At 36.6% G+C, this 17072-nt stretch carries 19 protein-coding genes; 3 read left to right on the top strand and 16 right to left on the bottom strand.

The features are described 5' to 3' along the window. Positions 1-58 precede the first annotated feature (58 nt). From ACMAZI_RS02075 to meaB, 3 genes are read left to right on the top strand one after another with little or no spacing between them, the layout of a single operon-like run. Positions 59-697, top strand: a complete 639-nt coding sequence (locus ACMAZI_RS02075) for an HAD family hydrolase (protein WP_412473890.1) — start codon at positions 59-61, stop codon at positions 695-697. Further along, positions 698-2824: a methylmalonyl-CoA mutase gene (gene scpA, locus ACMAZI_RS02070; protein WP_412473891.1), complete on the top strand. Its 2127-nt coding sequence runs from the start codon at positions 698-700 to the stop codon at positions 2822-2824. Beyond that, positions 2824-3783 (top strand): methylmalonyl Co-A mutase-associated GTPase MeaB, encoded by a 960-nt coding sequence (gene meaB / locus ACMAZI_RS02065; RefSeq protein ID WP_412473892.1) that lies wholly within the window; start codon positions 2824-2826, stop codon positions 3781-3783. The genes scpA and meaB overlap by 1 nt, the downstream gene beginning before the upstream one ends. Positions 3784-3810: 27 nt before the next feature. On the opposite strand, the gene ACMAZI_RS02060 is transcribed toward meaB, so the two are convergent. From ACMAZI_RS02060 to secY, 16 genes are all read right to left on the bottom strand, one after another. Beyond that, complete coding sequence (locus ACMAZI_RS02060) at positions 3811-4434, bottom strand: L-threonylcarbamoyladenylate synthase (RefSeq protein WP_158536776.1); 624 nt, start codon at positions 4432-4434, stop codon at positions 3811-3813. 2 nt (positions 4435-4436) lie between these two features. Next, positions 4437-5378, bottom strand: coding sequence for a protease modulator HflC (gene hflC / locus ACMAZI_RS02055; RefSeq protein ID WP_412473893.1), 942 nt, complete (start codon positions 5376-5378; stop codon positions 4437-4439). Next, the gene (hflK, locus tag ACMAZI_RS02050) at positions 5378-6367 is read right to left on the bottom strand and encodes an FtsH protease activity modulator HflK (RefSeq protein WP_114705846.1); all 990 of its coding nucleotides are present in this window, start codon (positions 6365-6367) and stop codon (positions 5378-5380) included. The genes hflC and hflK overlap by 1 nt, the downstream gene beginning before the upstream one ends. A 9-nt stretch (positions 6368-6376) precedes the next feature. Further along, entirely contained in the window at positions 6377-6883 is a 507-nt protein-coding gene (locus tag ACMAZI_RS02045) for an acetyl-CoA carboxylase biotin carboxyl carrier protein subunit (RefSeq protein WP_199506606.1), read from the bottom strand. A 1-nt stretch (position 6884) separates the two neighbouring features. After that, entirely contained in the window at positions 6885-8336 is a 1452-nt protein-coding gene (locus tag ACMAZI_RS02040) for an acetyl/propionyl/methylcrotonyl-CoA carboxylase subunit alpha (RefSeq protein ID WP_412473894.1), read from the bottom strand. Next, positions 8333-9907, bottom strand: coding sequence for an acyl-CoA carboxylase subunit beta (locus ACMAZI_RS02035; RefSeq protein WP_412473895.1), 1575 nt, complete (start codon positions 9905-9907; stop codon positions 8333-8335). Before ACMAZI_RS02035 ends, ACMAZI_RS02040 begins: the two co-directional genes overlap by 4 nt. Before the next feature lie 192 nt (positions 9908-10099). Then, positions 10100-11671 (bottom strand): sigma-54 interaction domain-containing protein, encoded by a 1572-nt coding sequence (locus tag ACMAZI_RS02030; RefSeq protein ID WP_120405575.1) that lies wholly within the window; start codon positions 11669-11671, stop codon positions 10100-10102. A 137-nt stretch (positions 11672-11808) separates the two neighbouring features. Next, a complete protein-coding gene (locus tag ACMAZI_RS02025; protein ID WP_120405576.1) occupies positions 11809-12366 on the bottom strand; it encodes a TlpA family protein disulfide reductase in 558 nt (185 codons plus the stop codon). Positions 12367-12444: 78 nt separating this feature from the next. After that, the gene (gene rplQ / locus ACMAZI_RS02020; RefSeq protein ID WP_114705851.1) at positions 12445-12801 is read right to left on the bottom strand and encodes a 50S ribosomal protein L17; all 357 of its coding nucleotides are present in this window, start codon (positions 12799-12801) and stop codon (positions 12445-12447) included. Between the two features lie 26 nt (positions 12802-12827). Further along, positions 12828-13841 carry a DNA-directed RNA polymerase subunit alpha gene (locus ACMAZI_RS02015; protein WP_114705852.1) on the bottom strand — a complete coding sequence of 338 codons (1014 nt, stop codon included), beginning with the start codon at positions 13839-13841 and terminating at the stop codon, positions 12828-12830. 31 nt (positions 13842-13872) lie between these two features. Beyond that, complete coding sequence (gene rpsK, locus ACMAZI_RS02010) at positions 13873-14262, bottom strand: 30S ribosomal protein S11 (protein ID WP_233500234.1); 390 nt, start codon at positions 14260-14262, stop codon at positions 13873-13875. 13 nt (positions 14263-14275) lie between these two features. After that, positions 14276-14659, bottom strand: coding sequence for a 30S ribosomal protein S13 (gene rpsM, locus ACMAZI_RS02005; RefSeq protein ID WP_114705854.1), 384 nt, complete (start codon positions 14657-14659; stop codon positions 14276-14278). Positions 14660-14680: 21 nt separating this feature from the next. Then, entirely contained in the window at positions 14681-14794 is a 114-nt protein-coding gene (gene rpmJ, locus ACMAZI_RS02000) for a 50S ribosomal protein L36 (RefSeq protein WP_021276174.1), read from the bottom strand. Positions 14795-14818: 24 nt separating this feature from the next. After that, complete coding sequence (gene infA / locus ACMAZI_RS01995; RefSeq protein WP_021266177.1) at positions 14819-15043, bottom strand: translation initiation factor IF-1; 225 nt, start codon at positions 15041-15043, stop codon at positions 14819-14821. A 73-nt stretch (positions 15044-15116) separates the two neighbouring features. Continuing rightward, complete coding sequence (locus tag ACMAZI_RS01990; RefSeq protein ID WP_114705855.1) at positions 15117-15752, bottom strand: adenylate kinase; 636 nt, start codon at positions 15750-15752, stop codon at positions 15117-15119. Positions 15753-15757: 5 nt separating this feature from the next. Beyond that, positions 15758-17071, bottom strand: coding sequence for a preprotein translocase subunit SecY (secY, locus tag ACMAZI_RS01985; RefSeq protein WP_114705856.1), 1314 nt, complete (start codon positions 17069-17071; stop codon positions 15758-15760). Position 17072: the final 1 nt, after the last annotated feature.

Here is a 17072-nt window from a genome sequence, read left to right as displayed (position 1 = left end):
TAACTTAACGCTGCACAACAACCCAACAATTTCTTCCTTTTGTGGTATAAATTCAACTATGAATAGAGAACTTTGTGATTTCCTACACTTAGAAGATAGTGATATCGACTTATTAGATACTTACACCAAAGAAAAGAAATATATCTTCTTTGATATGGACGGAACTATCTTAAATAGTGAGCCTCTTCACTACCAAGTTGTACAAAAATTATGTGGTAACAACGAAATTCCTTCCATGGAAGAAACCTTTGGCATGTCAGATGAAGAGGTTTATCCACTTATACAAAATGCCCTGGGGCTTGCTAGCCTTGAGGAATTCTTAGAGTTAAAGAACTCAGCATTAATAGGGCTTATTGGCCAGTCTGATCCAAATAATATAAGACATAGAAACATTAGAAAGCTTCTAGAAAACCTTACTTCAAAAGGTCTAAAACTTGCACTTGTAACTGCAAGCCAATATGAAGTAACTCATCCTTTACTAGAGCATTGTGAATTAAAGAAGTATTTTGAAATAATAATAACAGAACGTGAAGTTGAAAAAGGGAAACCAAACCCTGAGCCATATTTACTGGCACAAAATCATTTCAACGCTAAAAGTGAAGAGTGCCTGATTTTTGAAGATTCACCAACAGGTATACGAGCAGCACAAAGCTCAGGAATTGATTACATTGTTGTTAAATGGTTTGAAGGAGAATAAATGAGCAATAGTATTGATGCTTGGAAAGAACTAGCTGACAAAGAAACAAAAGGTAAAGGCCCTAAAGTTACTCAAACACCTGAAGGTATTGAGATGAAGGCCCTATATACAAAAGAAGATCTTGCAGATAATGAATTAACAAATACAATGCCAGGTATGGCCCCATTTATTCGTGGGCCAAGAGCAACAATGTATACAGGACGTCCTTGGACGATTCGTCAGTATGCAGGTTTTTCAACAGCTAAAGAATCAAATGACTTTTACAAGAAAGCATTAGCAGCAGGAGGGCAAGGTGTTTCTGTTGCTTTCGATCTTGCAACTCACAGAGGTTATGATTCCGATCACCAAAGAGTTAAAGGTGACGTTGGTAAAGCAGGTGTTGCGATTGACACTGTTGAAGATATGAAAGTTTTATTTGATGGGATTCCATTAGATAAAGTATCTGTTTCAATGACAATGAATGGTGCCGTACTTCCAGTACTAGCAGGTTATATTGTTGCAGCCAAAGAGCAAGGTGTTTCTCTTGATAAGCTTTCAGGAACAATTCAAAACGATATTCTAAAAGAGTTCATGGTAAGAAATACTTATATCTTCCCTCCTGCTCCTTCGATGAAAATCATTGCAGATATCTTTGAATATACTTCTCAAAATATGCCAAAGTTTAATTCCATTTCGATTTCTGGTTACCATATTCAAGAAGCTGGTGCTGATGCAGCACTTGAACTTGCATATACTCTAGCAGACGGAAAAGAATATATTAACACGGCCATAAAAGCAGGGATGGAAATTGATTCATTTGCACCACGACTTTCATTCTTCTTTGGTATTGGGATGAACTTCTATATGGAAATTGCGAAGCTTCGTGCAGCAAGACTTCTGTGGTCGGAGATTGTTTCAGAGTACAACCCAAAAAATATTAAATCGAAAATGTTACGTACACACTGCCAAACATCCGGCTGGTCACTAACAGAACAAGATCCATATAATAACGTTATCAGAACAACGATTGAAGCAATGGCCGCAGTCTTTGGAGGAACACAATCACTTCACACAAATTCATTTGATGAAGCGATTGCATTGCCAACGGAATTCTCTGCACGAATCGCTAGAAACACTCAAATCATTCTTCAAGAGGAAACAGGAATTACAAATACTGTTGATCCTTGGGGTGGTTCATACATGATGGAAAGCCTAACACAAGAAATCGCAGGCAAGGCCCGTTCACTGATCAAAGAAATCGATGATGCAGGAGGAATGGCCAAGGCGATCGAAACTGGTCTTCCAAAATTAAAGATTGAAGAAGCAGCAGCTCTCAAACAAGCAAAGATCGATCGCGGAGAAGATGTTATCGTTGGTGTTAATAAGTATAAGCCAACAACTGAAGATGAGTTTGAAGTCTTAGAAATTGATAATGTACAAGTTCTCAATGAGCAAATTAAGAGGCTTGAAGAAATCCGCGAAGCAAGAGATGAGGCAAAAGTTAGTGAGTGCATGGCCAAACTTGAATATTATGCAAAAACAGGTAATGGAAACGGACTTGAACTAGCAGTCGAAGCAATGGAAGCCCGTTGTAGTGTCGGAGAAATTACTTACGCTCTTGAAAAAGAGTGGGGACGTTATAACGCTAATACTAAAACAGTATCAGGTGTCTATGGACAATCATTTGAAAGTGATGAGGAATGGATGAACTTAAAAAACGAAATCGACCAATTTGAAAAAGATTACGGGCGCCGTCCAAGAATTCTAATTGCAAAGATGGGACAAGATGGACACGACAGAGGAGCAAAAGTTGTCGCTACAGCTTATGCCGATGTTGGCTTTGATGTTGATCTTTCTCCTCTTTTCTCAACACCTGAAGAAGTTGCAAAACAAGCAGTTGAGAACGATGTCCACGTAATTGGAGCATCATCACTAGCAGCAGGTCATAAAACATTAATCCCAGACCTTATTGAAGAACTTAAAAAGCTTGATGCAGAAGATATACTTGTTGTTGCGGGTGGAGTAATTCCAAGAAAGGACTACGACTTTTTATATGAAGCAGGAGTCAAAGGAATCTATGGACCTGGTACAACAATTTCTGATGCCGCAAAAGACTTAATTACAAAAATTAAAGAGGCTCAAAAGTAATGCAGATTGATCTTGAGAAATTGAAAACAGGAAATATTCGATCTCTTTCAAAATTTATAACTTTAATAGAAAGTAAAAAACCTGAGCATCAAAAAAATGCACAGAAGCTTCTAAATGAAATCCTTCCTTTAACTGGTAAGGCAATTCGTATTGGAATATCTGGTACTCCAGGTGTTGGGAAATCGACTTTCATTGAAGCTCTTGGCCTACACTTAATATCAAAGGGGCTTAAGGTTGCTGTACTCGCAATTGACCCAAGCTCCCCTTTAAGCGGAGGAAGTTTACTTGGTGACAAAACAAGAATGGAAAAGCTTGCTCAGGAAAAGAATGCATTCATTAGACCGACACCCTCTTCAGGAAACCTCGGTGGTGTTGCTCTAAAAACAAGAGAAGTAATGCTAGCATGTGAAGCTGCCGGCTATGATGTGATTCTCATTGAAACTGTTGGTGTTGGACAATCAGAATACGATGTAGCAAATATTGTCGATCTTTTCTCAGTACTACTTCTTCCAGGAGGAGGAGACGAACTCCAAGGAATAAAGAAAGGAATAATTGAGTTATGTGACAATATTATTATCAACAAAGCAGATGGAGATAATAAGCAGAAAGCGCACGATACAATGGTTCAATACAAATCAGCACTTGGTGTCATTAAAACAGATCAAAAAATTGGTGCCAACGTTCTCATGTCTTCAGCCTTAAATAATGAAGGAATCAAAGAGTATTGGGGCTTAATTGATAAGACATATAAAGAGAATAAGGAAAAGATTACTCAAAAGAGAAAAAGACAAAATCAAGCCTGGTTAAACAAACTTTTCCACGAACTAATTGAAAATAAAGTAAAAGAAAATCCAAAACTTCAAGAAGAATGGAATCAGCTTAACAACAACATACTCAACGAAGTCGAAACTCCTTTGAGCGCAGCAGAAAAACTAATTAACACTCTATTTGAAAAATAAATAAAGCCTTCATTAAGAAGGCTTTATTTATAGTAATCCAGCACCCTGCCTTATTATATCAGGGCCACCTTCTGTAAAATTAACAATAGTTGATTGTCCGGCGAAGCTTAATTCACCTGGATCAACAATCATTGAAACGACTCCACCCAACTCTTCTTCGATCATATACGAATAAACTTCATCATATGATGTTACTGAGCTAGAAAACTTTTTAAGATCAACATTTGTCGATAAAACAGGCTCCCCGTGAACCTCAAGTAAACGTGTAACTAAAGTAGAGGGAACAAATCGTATACCAACCTCATGATCTGTTTTATTTGCAGCAACGGCTTTCGTAATCTTCTTACTGGCACCAAAAATAAAAGTAAAATGTCCTGGTATAAGTCGTTTAATAAAACGAAAGATATTATCTTCAATTATTGCAACTTCAGAGGCCATTGAGATGGAATCACAAAGTAATGAAAATGCTTTAAGCTTAGGAGCATTTTTATACTTATAAATCTTCTCCACACCCTTCTTGTTAAAAGGAGATGCAATAACAACCCAATTTGTATCAGTTGGTATACAGACAAGCTCTCCATTATTTAGAGCATCTGATACTTTCTTTAAAACACGGTCATCTGGATTTGATGCGATTACATATTCAATCAAAATTACCTCAAAAACTTTAGGAACTCGTTATCATTAGAAATAATTAATTTAGTATTTCCATCGATTGATTTCTTATAAGCCTCTAGCGTTCTAATAAACTCAAAAAAGTCAGGATCTTGCTTAAAAGCTCTTGCGTAAACAGCACTTGCTTTAGCTTCTGCACGACCTTTAATCAGCTGAGCTTTTCGATAACCTTCTGACTGTATAGTTTGAAGATCTCGTACTAAACGACCTTCAATCTTTGCTTTTTCACCAGATCCAATAGATCTAATTTTTGAAGCAATTCTTTGACGTTCAGAAATCATTCTTTCGTAAACCTTTTTCTCAACAGATTCCTCGTAAGAAATTCGTCTAAGCTGTACATCAATTAATGAGATACCAAATTGTTCTAATTCACCTTCGGCTTTTTCAACAATTAATTGAGATAACTTTTCTCTACCAACTGCTACTTTTTCAATGTCACCAGTTATTTCTTCTTCAATTTCGTTAACATTTTGTTTAGCTGATTCTAACTTCTCAATGATTGCATTTGAGTTTCTAACCGCTTCAACAAGTTGATGAGATGAAATCACATTACGTGTAGCCGAATCCAAAATCGTATCAAGTCTCTGCTTTGCCCCCTCAGTATTTCGTACTGTTTGGATAAACTTAAGAGCATTCATAATTCTAAATCGAGCTGTTGTATCTACTTTAATGAATTTCTTATCTTTTGTAGGGATTTGATTTGGAAACCCATCCCAACTCAAAATTCTTTTATCTACAAATCGTACATCTTGTATGAAAGGCTTTTTAAAATGAAGTCCAGCTTCAGTAATAGGTTCTCCAACAGGCTTCCCAAATTCTGTAATTATGGCCTGACGACCTTCATTAATAACAAAAATAGACTGCTTCCCTAAAACTAAACCAATAAATACAATTACAACTAAAGGAATTAATTTATTCATTACTTCCCTCCTTTATCAAATACAGGAAGTAGCCCTTTAACCTTAGGATCGATGATTGTTAGATTTTTATAATTCTTATATAAACCTTCCATCGCTTCAATATAAAGACGCTTCTTAGTAATACGAGGCGCACGCTTATATTCTTTTAATACTTCCTTAAATTTTGCAACATCACCTTCTGCACGGTTAACTAATGCAGCAGCATAACCTTCTGCTTCAGAAACGATTTTCTCGGCCTTTCCTCGAGCTTCAGGAATAACTTTATTATAAGCACCTTCTGCTTGATTAATTGCTTTCTCTTGTTCTTGCTTAGCTTCGTTTACTTCATTGAATGATGCCTTTACAACCTGTGGAGGATTAACATCTTGAAGTTTAACAGAGATAATCGTTACACCCATGTCATACTTATCAATTACTTCTTGCATAAGTACTTTGGCATCTGCTTCAATTTCGACCTTTCCTACAGTAAGAACATCAGTAACTGAGCGGTCACCAACAACACGTCTCATAATTGACTCAGAAATATCTCGAATATTTCTAACTGGCTCACTTGTTTGAAAAATAAATTTGAATGGATCACGGACTTGGTATTGAACCGCCCATTCTACTGAAGCAACATTTAAGTCCCCAGTTAGCATTAGTGATTCACTATCAAGATTACGACTCGAATAAGAAGTTCTTCTTGATCTTGTACTCTTTGTTCTAAAACCAAACTCTTCTTGAAGAACAGTTTTAACCTTAACTTTGATTACATTATCGATACCAAATGGGATCTTAAAATGTAGACCAGGTGGATTTGTATCGACGTACTTACCTAAACGAATTACTACGGCCTCCTCATCCGGCTCAACTGTGTAAAACGATGTGTATCCGAAAACAAATAAAACAACAAAAATAAAAAAAGGCCCAAGTAACTTGAGCCCTTTATCTAAATCTTGTTTCATTTTTTCGAAGTCATTTCTTGGTGCTTGTCCATTATTAAAAGACATTTACTCTCCTTATGCTTCTACTTCTAACATGAGAACGTTTTCTTCTAAGGCGTCCCCTTCCTTAACGTGGATAGCCTTAACTGTACCATCAATCCCCGTTTTAATTTCATTTTCCATTTTCATGGCCTCAAGAATTAAGAGTGTATCACCCTTTTTAACTTCTTGACCAACTTCCACATTGATTTTTACAATCTTACCTGGCATTTTTGTTAAGAACTCACCTGCGTCGGCTCCACCAAGTCCAGAAGGCTTATACCCTCTAAATAGTGAATAAACACGGTCAACATTTACAACTCGAGATGGAAGATCTTGACGTGGAATCTTCTTCCAAGTTCTTTGATCTCTAGAGATGAAATACTGACCACAGATTTTCTTTAGCCACATTGTTTCATGTAAACTTCTCTCGCCATCTTTCAGAGTTGAGAAGTCAAATTCAACAAGGTTGTACTCATGAACTTTAGTTCTTGTTAAATCAACAATTACTTCTTCATTATCATTAATTAAATATGTTCTCATATTAAATACCCATCCTACGTGCTTCAGAGCCTGCAATAATCGTATATAGCTTTATATGATCAAGGTCTGTCTTCACGTTGTTCTGAGGTGCAACTTCACCAATGTAAGCTGTTGAATAATGTCCATCAACAAAGTTCTTCTCTGTCATAATTTCTTTTAACAGTGGAAGATTTGTTTTAAGACCTTCAATGAATAGTCCATCTAGTGCTGCATTCATTTTTCTTACAGCAACGTCACGAACGATTCCTTTACAAACAAGCTTTCCTACCATTGGATCGAAATCTGGAGTAACTTCTAATCCTTTGTATAGGCAGTGATCAAAACGTGTTCCTTGTGGGAAATTTGTTTCAAAACCTGTTACAAGACCTGGAGCTGGAAGCATTGTAATTGGATCCTCCGCACAGATACGACATTCAATCGCGTGTCCTGATCTTCTGATGAATTCTTGTGAAGGGATTCCCAACTCATCACCAAATGCAGCTTGAATCATACAAACAATAAGATCCATTCCAGTAATTTCTTCAGTGATTGGGTGCTCAACTTGGATACGTGTATTCATCTCAAGGAAGTAAAATTGCTTATCTTCACCCATGATGAACTCAACTGTACCTGCCGAATCATATTCAACGGCCTTTGCAAGCTTAACAGCTGTTTCGCAAACACGTTGACGAAGCTCCTCATCACTTCCAATAAATGGCGATGGTGCTTCTTCAATAATCTTTTGGTGTCTTCTTTGAACTGAACATTCTCTTTCAAAGAAATGGAATGTATTACCTTTCTTATCTGCAAGAATTTGAACTTCGATGTGGCGAGGATTAACAATAAGCTTCTCTACAAGTAGATCTCCATTGTTAAAAGCCGCTGCGGCCTCTCTACCAACAGCATCAAATTGCTCACGTACTTCAGCTTCATTATTACATGCACGCATACCACGTCCACCACCACCAGCAACTGCTTTAAGTAGAACAGGATATCCAATTCTATCTGCTATTTGGACTGCTTCATCAACAGTAGGTACAGCATGATCTGTACCTGGAACAGTAGGAACACCTGCTTCATTTGCTAGCTTCTTAGACGTCGCCTTATCACCCATTACTCTAATGGCATCAACATGTGGACCGATAAAAGTGATCCCCGCTTCAGAAAGTGCATTTGCAAAATCTCTATTCTCTGAAAGGAAACCATATCCTGGGTGAACACCATCTGCTTTAATCTCTTTAGCTAAAGCAACAAGTTTTTCAACATTTAGGTATGTCTCTGCATTTGTATTACCTTCAAGGTAAACCCATTCATCACAAAACTGAAGATGTGTCCCTTGAGGCTCATTATCTGTAAAAATACCAATTGCTGTGTGACCGAGTTCACGACAAGCCTTAGCTACACGAGAAGCGATCTCTCCACGGTTTGCAATTAATACTCTTCTTTCCATATTCTTTGGCTGTCTGATCATCATAATTGAATATTCCCGTGTTTACGTTTTGGTCTATCAACTTTTTTGTCTTTAAGTACTTTTAGATATTCATAAAGACGCTTTCTTGTTTCTTCTGGAAGAATAACAGAGTCAATATAACCTCTTTCAGCTGCTACATATGGATTAGCAAAGTTATTTTCATAATTTGCAACTAGCTCTGCTTTTTTCTTTTCATATTCTTCACCTTCAAGACCTTTTAATTCATTCCTAAAGACGATATTTACTGCACCTTCTGCACCCATAACGGCAATTTCACCAGTTGGGTAAGCAAGGTTAACATCTGCTCTAATGTGCTTTGATGCCATAACATCATACGCTCCACCATAAGACTTTCTTGTAATTAGAGTAATTAATGGAACAGTCGCTTCTGCGTATGCATAAAGAAGTTTAGAACCATGCTTAATAATCCCACCATACTCTTGAACTGTTCCTGGTAAGAAACCTGGAACATCGACAAGTGAAACGATTGGAATATCAAATGAGTCACAGAATCTAATAAAACGAGCTGCTTTACATGATGAATCTATATCAAGAACACCAGCTAAAACTTCTGGTTGGTTAGCAACAATACCAATTTTAATTCCACCAATTGATGCGAAACCAACAACGATATTTCTTGCGTAGTCTTTATGTACTTCTAAAAAGTGTCCATCATCAACAATATCAAGAATAACTTCTTTCATGTCATACGGCTTCTTAGGATTACCAGGAACAACTTCCTTAAGTTTTGTATTATCTCTATAAACTGGATCTGAAGTATACTTGTCTTCTTGTGCTCTGAAGTTTGAAGCCGGTAAGTAACTCATTAGCTCTCTTACTCTTTCAAAAGTCTCATCTTCGTCCTTACACTTGAACTGACATACACCAGACTTCTCAGAGTGAGCAGTAGCTCCACCAAGGTCTTCTTTTGTTACTTCTTCGTGAGTTACAGTCTTGATAACATCTGGACCTGTAACGAACATATATGATGACTGATCTACCATGAAGATAAAGTCAGTTACTGCAGGTGAATAAACTGCACCACCAGCTGAAGGCCCCATAATTAAAGATATTTGAGGAATAACACCTGAAGCTTTTACGTTTCTATAGAAGATTTCGGCATATCCACCAAGAGCATCAACACCCTCTTGAATACGTGCTCCACCTGAGTCCTGAATACCGATTACAGGAATTCTATTATCAAGTGCGAAGTCCATTATCTTACAGATCTTCTTTGCGTGAGCTTCACCAAGTGCACCACCCCAACAAGTAAAATCTTGAGAATAAACAGCGATCTTTTGACCATTAATTTCTGCAATACCTGTTACGACACCATCACCAAGAAACTTCTTCTTTTCCATTCCAAAGTTTACACAACGATGTGTAACAAATTTATCAAACTCGATAAATGTACCAGGATCAACTAATCTTTCGATTCTCTCTCTTGCTGTGTACTTACCTTGGTCATGTTGCTTAGCAATTCTAGTTTCACCACCACCTTGCTCGGCTTCAGCTCTCTTGTTAAGGAGAAAGGCCCTTTTTTCTTCTAATATATTTTCACTGGTTGTCGACATAAACCCTCCACCAACTTCTTTCAAAATTTCATGTTTAAATTATCAGTGCATATTACACCTTTAAAATGCAATTTGCCCAATCACGATGCGTTATTTTACGGGGGTTAAGTCTATGAAATTATAGGAATATAAATAAAAAGGCCCTCGTTGAGGGCCCAAAAGTGTCTATATTTTATTATTGTAAGTTTTTAACTATTCATTACCTGCTTTCGCACGTTTATCTAGTCCATACTTATCAACTTTCATGATTAAACTAGCACGAGACATACCAAGCTCTTTAGCAAGCTTTGATTTATTAAAGTTACATCTCTTAAGCCCTTCACGAATCATAATAATCTCAAGTTCCATAAGTGCGTCTTTAAGTTTTCCAGATGTGTTAACACCTCTAGTTTGCTCAACTGGAGCCGCTCCGTGATCTAGAACCTGTGGACTAAGGATATCAGGTGTAATTGATTTATCATCACCAGCAAGAACAACAAGCCTTTCAACCTCGTTTTCTAACTGACGAACATTTCCTGGCCATGGATAATCAAGCATCTTTTCCATACACTTCTTAGAAAAAGTCTTCATTGGCATACCTGACTCATCGCATTTCTTCTTTAGAAAGTGCTCCATTAAAACAGGAATATCTTCTCTTCTCTCTCTTAGCGGAGGAAGATTTACATTTAAAACGTTAATACGATAGTAAAGGTCTTCTCTGAACTCACCTTTTGCCATCATTGTTTTAAGGTCTTTATTTGTTGCTGCAATAATTCTCACATCTGTTCTTCTCGACTTATCAGCACCTACTGGTAAGTAAGTACCTTCCTGAAGAACACGTAGAAGCTTAACTTGCATCGATAGTGATGTATCCCCAATTTCATCAAGGAATAATGTCCCACCATTTGCTAGCTCAAATAAACCAGACTTTTCTTTATGAGCACCAGTAAAAGAACCCTTCACGTGACCAAATAATTCAGAATCTAGTAGGTTCTCGTTAAATGCAGAACAGTTAACAGCTAGAAATTGAGCATCTTTACGAGGTGATGCAAAGTGAATTGCTTTAGCAACAAGTTCCTTACCCGTACCGTTTTCACCCTGTACAAGTACAGAAGATTCACTAGTAGAAATTCTTTCAAGTAGAGAGTAAATCTTTTGCATAGCTTTCGATTTACCAATCATATTATGATAACGGAACTTTTCTCCGAGTTCAGAATTCAGCATATGAATTCTTTCTTCTCTTTTAGAAATCTCGACATGGAATGTAGCTACTTCACCGGCAACTAGTTCAACTAGTTCTTTTAAATATTCAATTTCTCTTGGAAATAATCGTCTTGTTTCATTTACACATTCCTGTGCTGCTTCTGGGCTCGCTCCATGCTCAATAAGTGCGGCCACTAGCTCTTTTTCATCTTCATCACTGAAAGTACTTTTCAAGAAAGGAAAAGCAAAAACAGTTCCCTGATATTCACCTTCAATTTCAATTCTTGTCCCCATCATTTTCACACCCGGAAAATATGAATCAAAGATCATAACTGTTTCACCAGACTGACTTAATTCATCACTAAACCTTTCTACATCGGCCGTAATAAAGTCATAACCATGCGGAAGAGACATCTGTGTTTGAAAGAAAAGATTCTTAAAATCATAATCCTTATCTTTATGTCCACTTCTTATTTTAAAATGGTTGTCTGCATAGAATACCTCTACACCAAACCACTTATTAATTATTTCTTCGAGCTTAGAAATAACATGTAGTCCATTTAGTTCAGTCCAATTGATCATTGTTAATCTCCGATGTTTATTTTTTTGGCACAAAAACGATATACCAAAGCTTAGTCTGTAAAACTTTTCGGCAGATTTTAATAAAACTTAACTACAAATGATGAAAAAATAGACAAATTCAAAGAAATATTATTAGTTTAATTTATCCCTAAGTAGTTGAGAACACGTGTGAAATATGAACTCATCTTCCAATCTTGAGGTCCCTTAAACATAATACGGTGATCGAGGTTAGAATCGAAAACAAAAGTTTCCGGAACTTTAACAACCCCTAATTTACTCATAGATATCCCAGAAACATCATGAATAACCATAGAATTACTTGGTAGGTCTTTGAATCTTTTTAGGAACTTTTTAATTTTCATGTCCTCATCTTTAACGGCCATGAAAACGACTTTTACATTCTTTTCTTCGAGCTTACGTGCAAACTCAACGAATTCAGGAAATTCAGCTTCACAAGGTGCACACCATGTTCCCCAAAAATGGACAACAAGACCATTAGAGCTTTGCGCTAAATCTTGTAACTGAACAGGACTATTATCTTCAAAATTAGTTAACTCAACACTAGGGAGTGTTTTTAATATATACGTGCGACTTTCATCAACATAGGTATCAATTTTATTCTTATGATAAATAGAATAACCAAGCGTTATGGCCACAATTATAAAGATGAATGATATTTTTGAAGAAGTACTCATAGCAAATACAATGTGAAATAAAAAAACCCATCATACCTAAATATGATGGGCCTATTTTAGTTTGAATTAATTAAAATATTAATCAACGAAAGCAATATAAGCCATCTTAGAGTTATCACCAACTCTGTTATCAGAAAGCTTCATGATTCTTGTATAACCACCATTTCTTTCTTTAAACTTTGGCCCAAGCTCTGTGAAAAGCTTGTTTACTGCATCTTTATCGTTAAGTTTTTTGAATGCAAGTCTTCTATTAGCTACTGTGTCGTTTTTAGAAAGAGTTACTAACTTTTCTACAACTGGCTTAACAGCTTTAGCTCTAGTAAGAGTTGTCTTAATCATACCGTGGTCAATAATTTCTGACGCAAGGTTTTTAATCATAGAAACTCTGTGTGATGGACTTACACCTAATTTATATTTATGTCTTTGATGTCTCATATCTCTACCTCAACTTATAACAACTTTTAGTTTTCTTCTTTCAGGTCTTGCATAATGCTATCAACTTTCATACCTAGACCAAGTCCCATTTGAGATAAAACTTCTTTAATCTCATTAAGTGACTTACGACCAAAGTTCTTAGTTCTTAGCATTTCACCTTCAGTTTTAGAAACTAGCTCATAGATATACTTAATATCTGCGTTCTGCAAGCAGTTTGCAGATCTTACAGACAGTTCAAGCTCAGAAACAGGCTTTAATAGAGCTGCATTAGCTGTATTTTGTTGTTTCTTTGGCTTAGCTTCCATTCTTGTAATTTCTTCTTCATCTTCGAAGCTTAGGAAAACTGCTAATTGATCTCTAAGGATCTTAGCAGAGTATGCAACAGCATCAGATGGCTCAACACCAGCGTTAGTCCATACTTCTAAAGTCAGCTTATCAAAGTCTGTTCTCTTACCAACACGTGAGTTAGTAACTGTATAGTTAACACGTGCAACTGGTGAGAAAAGAGAATCTAGATATACCCAACCGATTGGAAGATCAAATGATTCTTTATTATCTAGAGCAGTAACATATCCTTTTCCTCTAGCAACAAGTAGCTCCATCTTGATTGATCCACCTGTAGATAAGTTACAGATAGCGTGATCAGGATTTAGAACTTCTACGTTAGCTGATTCAGAAATATCACCAGCAGTAACAACACCCTCAACTGATTTCTCAAGAGTTAGAGTTACCTGCTCTTTATCTTTAATTCTAAAGTGTACCTCTTTAAGGTTTAGAATAATCTCAGAAACTTCTTCTTTTACGTTGTTGATTGTACCAAATTCATGTTCAACACCTTCAATTCTAATTGCAACAATAGCTGCACCTTGAAGTGATGAAAGAAGTACACGACGTAATGAGTTCCCAAGAGTTTGTCCATAACCTCTTTCAAGTGGCTTAGCAACGAACTTACCATAAGTCTTAGTTAGCTTATCGTTATCCATTTCCAAAGCTACTGGTCTTATCATTCCTGTCCAATTTTTTGCTGTAAATGTGTCCACAGACAACTCCTTAATAATATAAGTCTATAAATTATACTCTTCTTCTTTTTGGTGCACGACATCCGTTGTGTGGGATTGGTGACCTATCAGCAACAGAAGTAATCTTCAGACCTGCAGCGATGAATGCTCTTACAGCATTTTCTCTACCTGCACCTGGACCTTTAACTCTTACTTCAACGCTTGATAGTCCGTGCTCCATAGCTTTCTTGGCTGCTTCCATTGAAGCCATTTGAGCCGCGAATGGAGTCGACTTCTTAGATCCTCTAAAACCTAGCTGACCTGCAGACGCCCATGAAATTGCGTTACCATTCATATCTGTGAATGTTACGATTGTATTATTGAAAGAACACTGAATATGAGCGATACCTCTCGTGATGTTCTTTTTTACTTTTTTCTTTGAAGCTGTTTTCTTAACCATCATTAACTCCTAACAATTACTTCATTGACTTAATTGACTTCTTACCTGCGATTGCTACTGCTGGCCCCTTACGAGTACGAGCATTAGTAGAAGTTCTTTGACCTCTTACCGGTAGACCTTTTCTGTGTCTAATACCTCTGTAACAACCTAAATCTTTAAGTCTCTTAATGTTAAGACCAACTTCTCTTCTTAAGTCACCTTCTACAGTGTACTCACTTTCAAGAACAAGTCTGATTTCATTTGCTTCTTCTTCAGTAAGTTCGTTTGAACTTTTGTTTAAATCGATGTTTGTTTTTTCTAATACTTCCTTAGCAATCTTTGGTCCTACACCATAAATAGATTGCAGGGCAATTCTCATTACCTTATTTCTAGGAATATCAACACCAAGAATTCTCGCCATAGCTACACTCCTTCCTATTAATTAGCCTTGTCTTTGCTTGTGCTTAGGGTTTTTACATACAACTCTAAGTACGTTTTTTCTTTTAATAACTTTACAATCTTTACACATCGGTTTCACTGATGCTCTAACTTTCATAACTACCTCGTATGTTCTACTACACTAGCGTTTTTTACTTCTATATGTAATTCTTCCCTTCGTTAGATCATACTTGCTGATTTCAACAAGGACCTTATCTCCAGGTAAAATTTTAATAAAGTGCATTCTCATTTTTCCACTAATGTGGGCAATTACCGAATGTCCATTCGGTAGCTTGACTTTAAATTTAGTATTAGGAAGAAGCTCAGTAACTTCCCCTTCAACCTCAATAGTTTCCTGATTACTCATATACTAAAAACCTAAAGTAATTGCTTATATATGACTCATGGCCATATTGCAAGCTCAATCACTTATTTATAAATTATTTAACAACTTTTTTTATATCTTCAAAAATAGCGTCAAGGTCTTTGGTTGCGTCTACCTTAACTAGTCTTCCCTGTGACTCATAATACTCAAGTACAGGCTCAATATTGTCTGTAAAAACCTTCATTCTTGTTCTTACAGTTTCTTCATTATCATCTTTGCGATGCACAAGATCTTCACCACTTACATCACATTTTCCATCAACTTTCGGTGGCTTAGTTTTAAGATTGTAAATCTCACCACTCTTAGGAGCGACACGGCGGTTTACAATTCTCTCTACTAAAGTATCGATATTGACTTCAAAATAAACAGCTAATGACTTAACTCCACCCAATAGAGCACTATCAAGATCTTTAGCTTGTACTAAATTACGTGGATAACCGTCAAAAATATATGTCGATTTATCAACAGCACAATTTGCTTTTAATAAATCTAATACAAGTTCGTCACTAACTAACTCACCAGAGTCCATTACTTCTTTGATTTTAGTACCTAGCTCACTTCCTTTAGCAACTTCTGCGCGCAGAAGATCACCTGTAGAAACATGATTGTAACCAAGTTCGTTTACAATCTTTTTAGCTTGAGTACCTTTACCTGAACCGGGTGCTCCAATAAGTATTAACTGTGGCGACATATTGACTAGAACCTTCTGTTATTTCCGTTATATTTACCTTTAGACTTATATGATGACTCATATTTGTCAGCAAACATAAACGATTGCACATTCATCATTACTCTAACTGAAACTGAAACAAGGATCAGCATAGATGTTCCACCGAAACGTGTTTGAGCTCCTGTAATCAAAGAAGGCACAATACAAACAACAATAAGGAATAAGGCCCCAAAGAATGACATACGATTTAAAAGTGTATCTAGATATTCTTTAGTTTTATCACCAGGTCTAATTCCTGGGATGAATGCATTATTCTTTTGTAGCATTTCGGAAATTTTCTTAGTTTTGAACTGAATTGGTGCATAGAAATAAGTCATGTACACAATCAAAGCTCCAAACAAGATATTAAATAGTAACTGCCCTGGGTATAAACTTTGTTGAATAGTATCAAAGTATGGCTTAAACGCACTATCAGCTGGGATAAATGTCGCAAAAGTTGCAGGTGCAGCAAGTAGAGAAGATGCTAAGATAGGAGGCATAACTCCACCAGTATCAACTCTCATCGGAAGTGTTTGATTCCCTCCGTAAACTCTGTTGTTAACAACTCTTTTAGCATATTGTACTGGAATAGCTCTAAAGGCTCTTTCAATAAATGCAACCACGAAGAATGCAACAACAATTACAGCAGCAAAAGTTAGTAGTTCTAAACCACCCATTTCACCGTTTCTAAATAATGTTATTTTCTGAATTACTTCTGTTGGTAGCTCAACTGCAATACCTGCAAAAATAATCAGTGATACACCATTTTCGAGTCCAAATTCAGTGATTCTCTCACCTAGCCATAGAAGAAACATTGTCCCTGCAGCTAGAGTAATCATTGTAACAACTCTAAATAGCATACCTGGATCAGGAATAACTCTAGCACCACCAGGTGAAACAAATGTTTCAAACACAGCGGCCATTGAGTAACCCTGTATGCAACAGAGTATTACTGTTGCATACCTAGTCCATTTTTGTATTTTCTTTTGTCCTTCTGAGTCTTCCTGCATCTCTTGGATCTGAGGAATTACCTCACCAAGAAGAGAAAAGATAATAGAAGTAGTAATATAAGGCATAATCCCCAGTGCTAAAACTGAGAATCTCTTGAAGGCACCACCACTAAAAGTGTTGATTAGATCGAAAAGACCTCCGCCTCCAGATTCTGCAAAATATGAAGAAATTGCTTGCGCATCAACCCCTGGAACAGGGATTTGCGCAACCAATCTATATACTACTAATAATAAAAAAGTAAAAAAGACTTTTTTCTTAAGCTCTTCAAGTCTTCCATGAGCATTTGACATC

The sequence above is a fragment of the Halobacteriovorax sp. YZS-3-1 genome, assembly GCF_047084945.1.
GTDB lineage: Bacteria > Bdellovibrionota > Bacteriovoracia > Bacteriovoracales > Bacteriovoracaceae > Halobacteriovorax_A > Halobacteriovorax_A vibrionivorans.
Note: the sequence above shows the minus strand (reverse complement) of the source record. Positions and strands in the feature narration are given on the sequence as shown.

Excerpts from the sequence above, each read along its gene's own strand:
- ACMAZI_RS02025 (WP_120405576.1), bottom strand. The coding sequence starts at position 12,366 with ATGAGTACTTCTTCAAAAATATCATTCATCTTTATAATTGTGGCCATA.
- scpA (WP_412473891.1), top strand. The coding sequence starts at position 698 with ATGAGCAATAGTATTGATGCTTGGAAAGAACTAGCTGACAAAGAAACA.
- hflC (WP_412473893.1), bottom strand. The coding sequence starts at position 5,378 with ATGAATAAATTAATTCCTTTAGTTGTAATTGTATTTATTGGTTTAGTT.
- infA (WP_021266177.1), bottom strand. The coding sequence starts at position 15,043 with ATGAGTAATCAGGAAACTATTGAGGTTGAAGGGGAAGTTACTGAGCTT.
- ACMAZI_RS01990 (WP_114705855.1), bottom strand. The coding sequence starts at position 15,752 with ATGTCGCCACAGTTAATACTTATTGGAGCACCCGGTTCAGGTAAAGGT.
- ACMAZI_RS02040 (WP_412473894.1), bottom strand. The coding sequence starts at position 8,336 with ATGATGATCAGACAGCCAAAGAATATGGAAAGAAGAGTATTAATTGCA.
- rpsM (WP_114705854.1), bottom strand. The coding sequence starts at position 14,659 with ATGGCGAGAATTCTTGGTGTTGATATTCCTAGAAATAAGGTAATGAGA.
- rplQ (WP_114705851.1), bottom strand. The coding sequence starts at position 12,801 with ATGAGACATCAAAGACATAAATATAAATTAGGTGTAAGTCCATCACAC.
- secY (WP_114705856.1), bottom strand. The coding sequence starts at position 17,071 with ATGTCAAATGCTCATGGAAGACTTGAAGAGCTTAAGAAAAAAGTCTTT.
- ACMAZI_RS02030 (WP_120405575.1), bottom strand. The coding sequence starts at position 11,671 with ATGATCAATTGGACTGAACTAAATGGACTACATGTTATTTCTAAGCTC.
- hflK (WP_114705846.1), bottom strand. The coding sequence starts at position 6,367 with ATGTCTTTTAATAATGGACAAGCACCAAGAAATGACTTCGAAAAAATG.
- rpmJ (WP_021276174.1), bottom strand. The coding sequence starts at position 14,794 with ATGAAAGTTAGAGCATCAGTGAAACCGATGTGTAAAGATTGTAAAGTT.
- meaB (WP_412473892.1), top strand. The coding sequence starts at position 2,824 with ATGCAGATTGATCTTGAGAAATTGAAAACAGGAAATATTCGATCTCTT.
- rpsK (WP_233500234.1), bottom strand. The coding sequence starts at position 14,262 with ATGATGGTTAAGAAAACAGCTTCAAAGAAAAAAGTAAAAAAGAACATC.
- ACMAZI_RS02035 (WP_412473895.1), bottom strand. The coding sequence starts at position 9,907 with ATGTCGACAACCAGTGAAAATATATTAGAAGAAAAAAGGGCCTTTCTC.
- ACMAZI_RS02075 (WP_412473890.1), top strand. The coding sequence starts at position 59 with ATGAATAGAGAACTTTGTGATTTCCTACACTTAGAAGATAGTGATATC.
- ACMAZI_RS02045 (WP_199506606.1), bottom strand. The coding sequence starts at position 6,883 with ATGAGAACATATTTAATTAATGATAATGAAGAAGTAATTGTTGATTTA.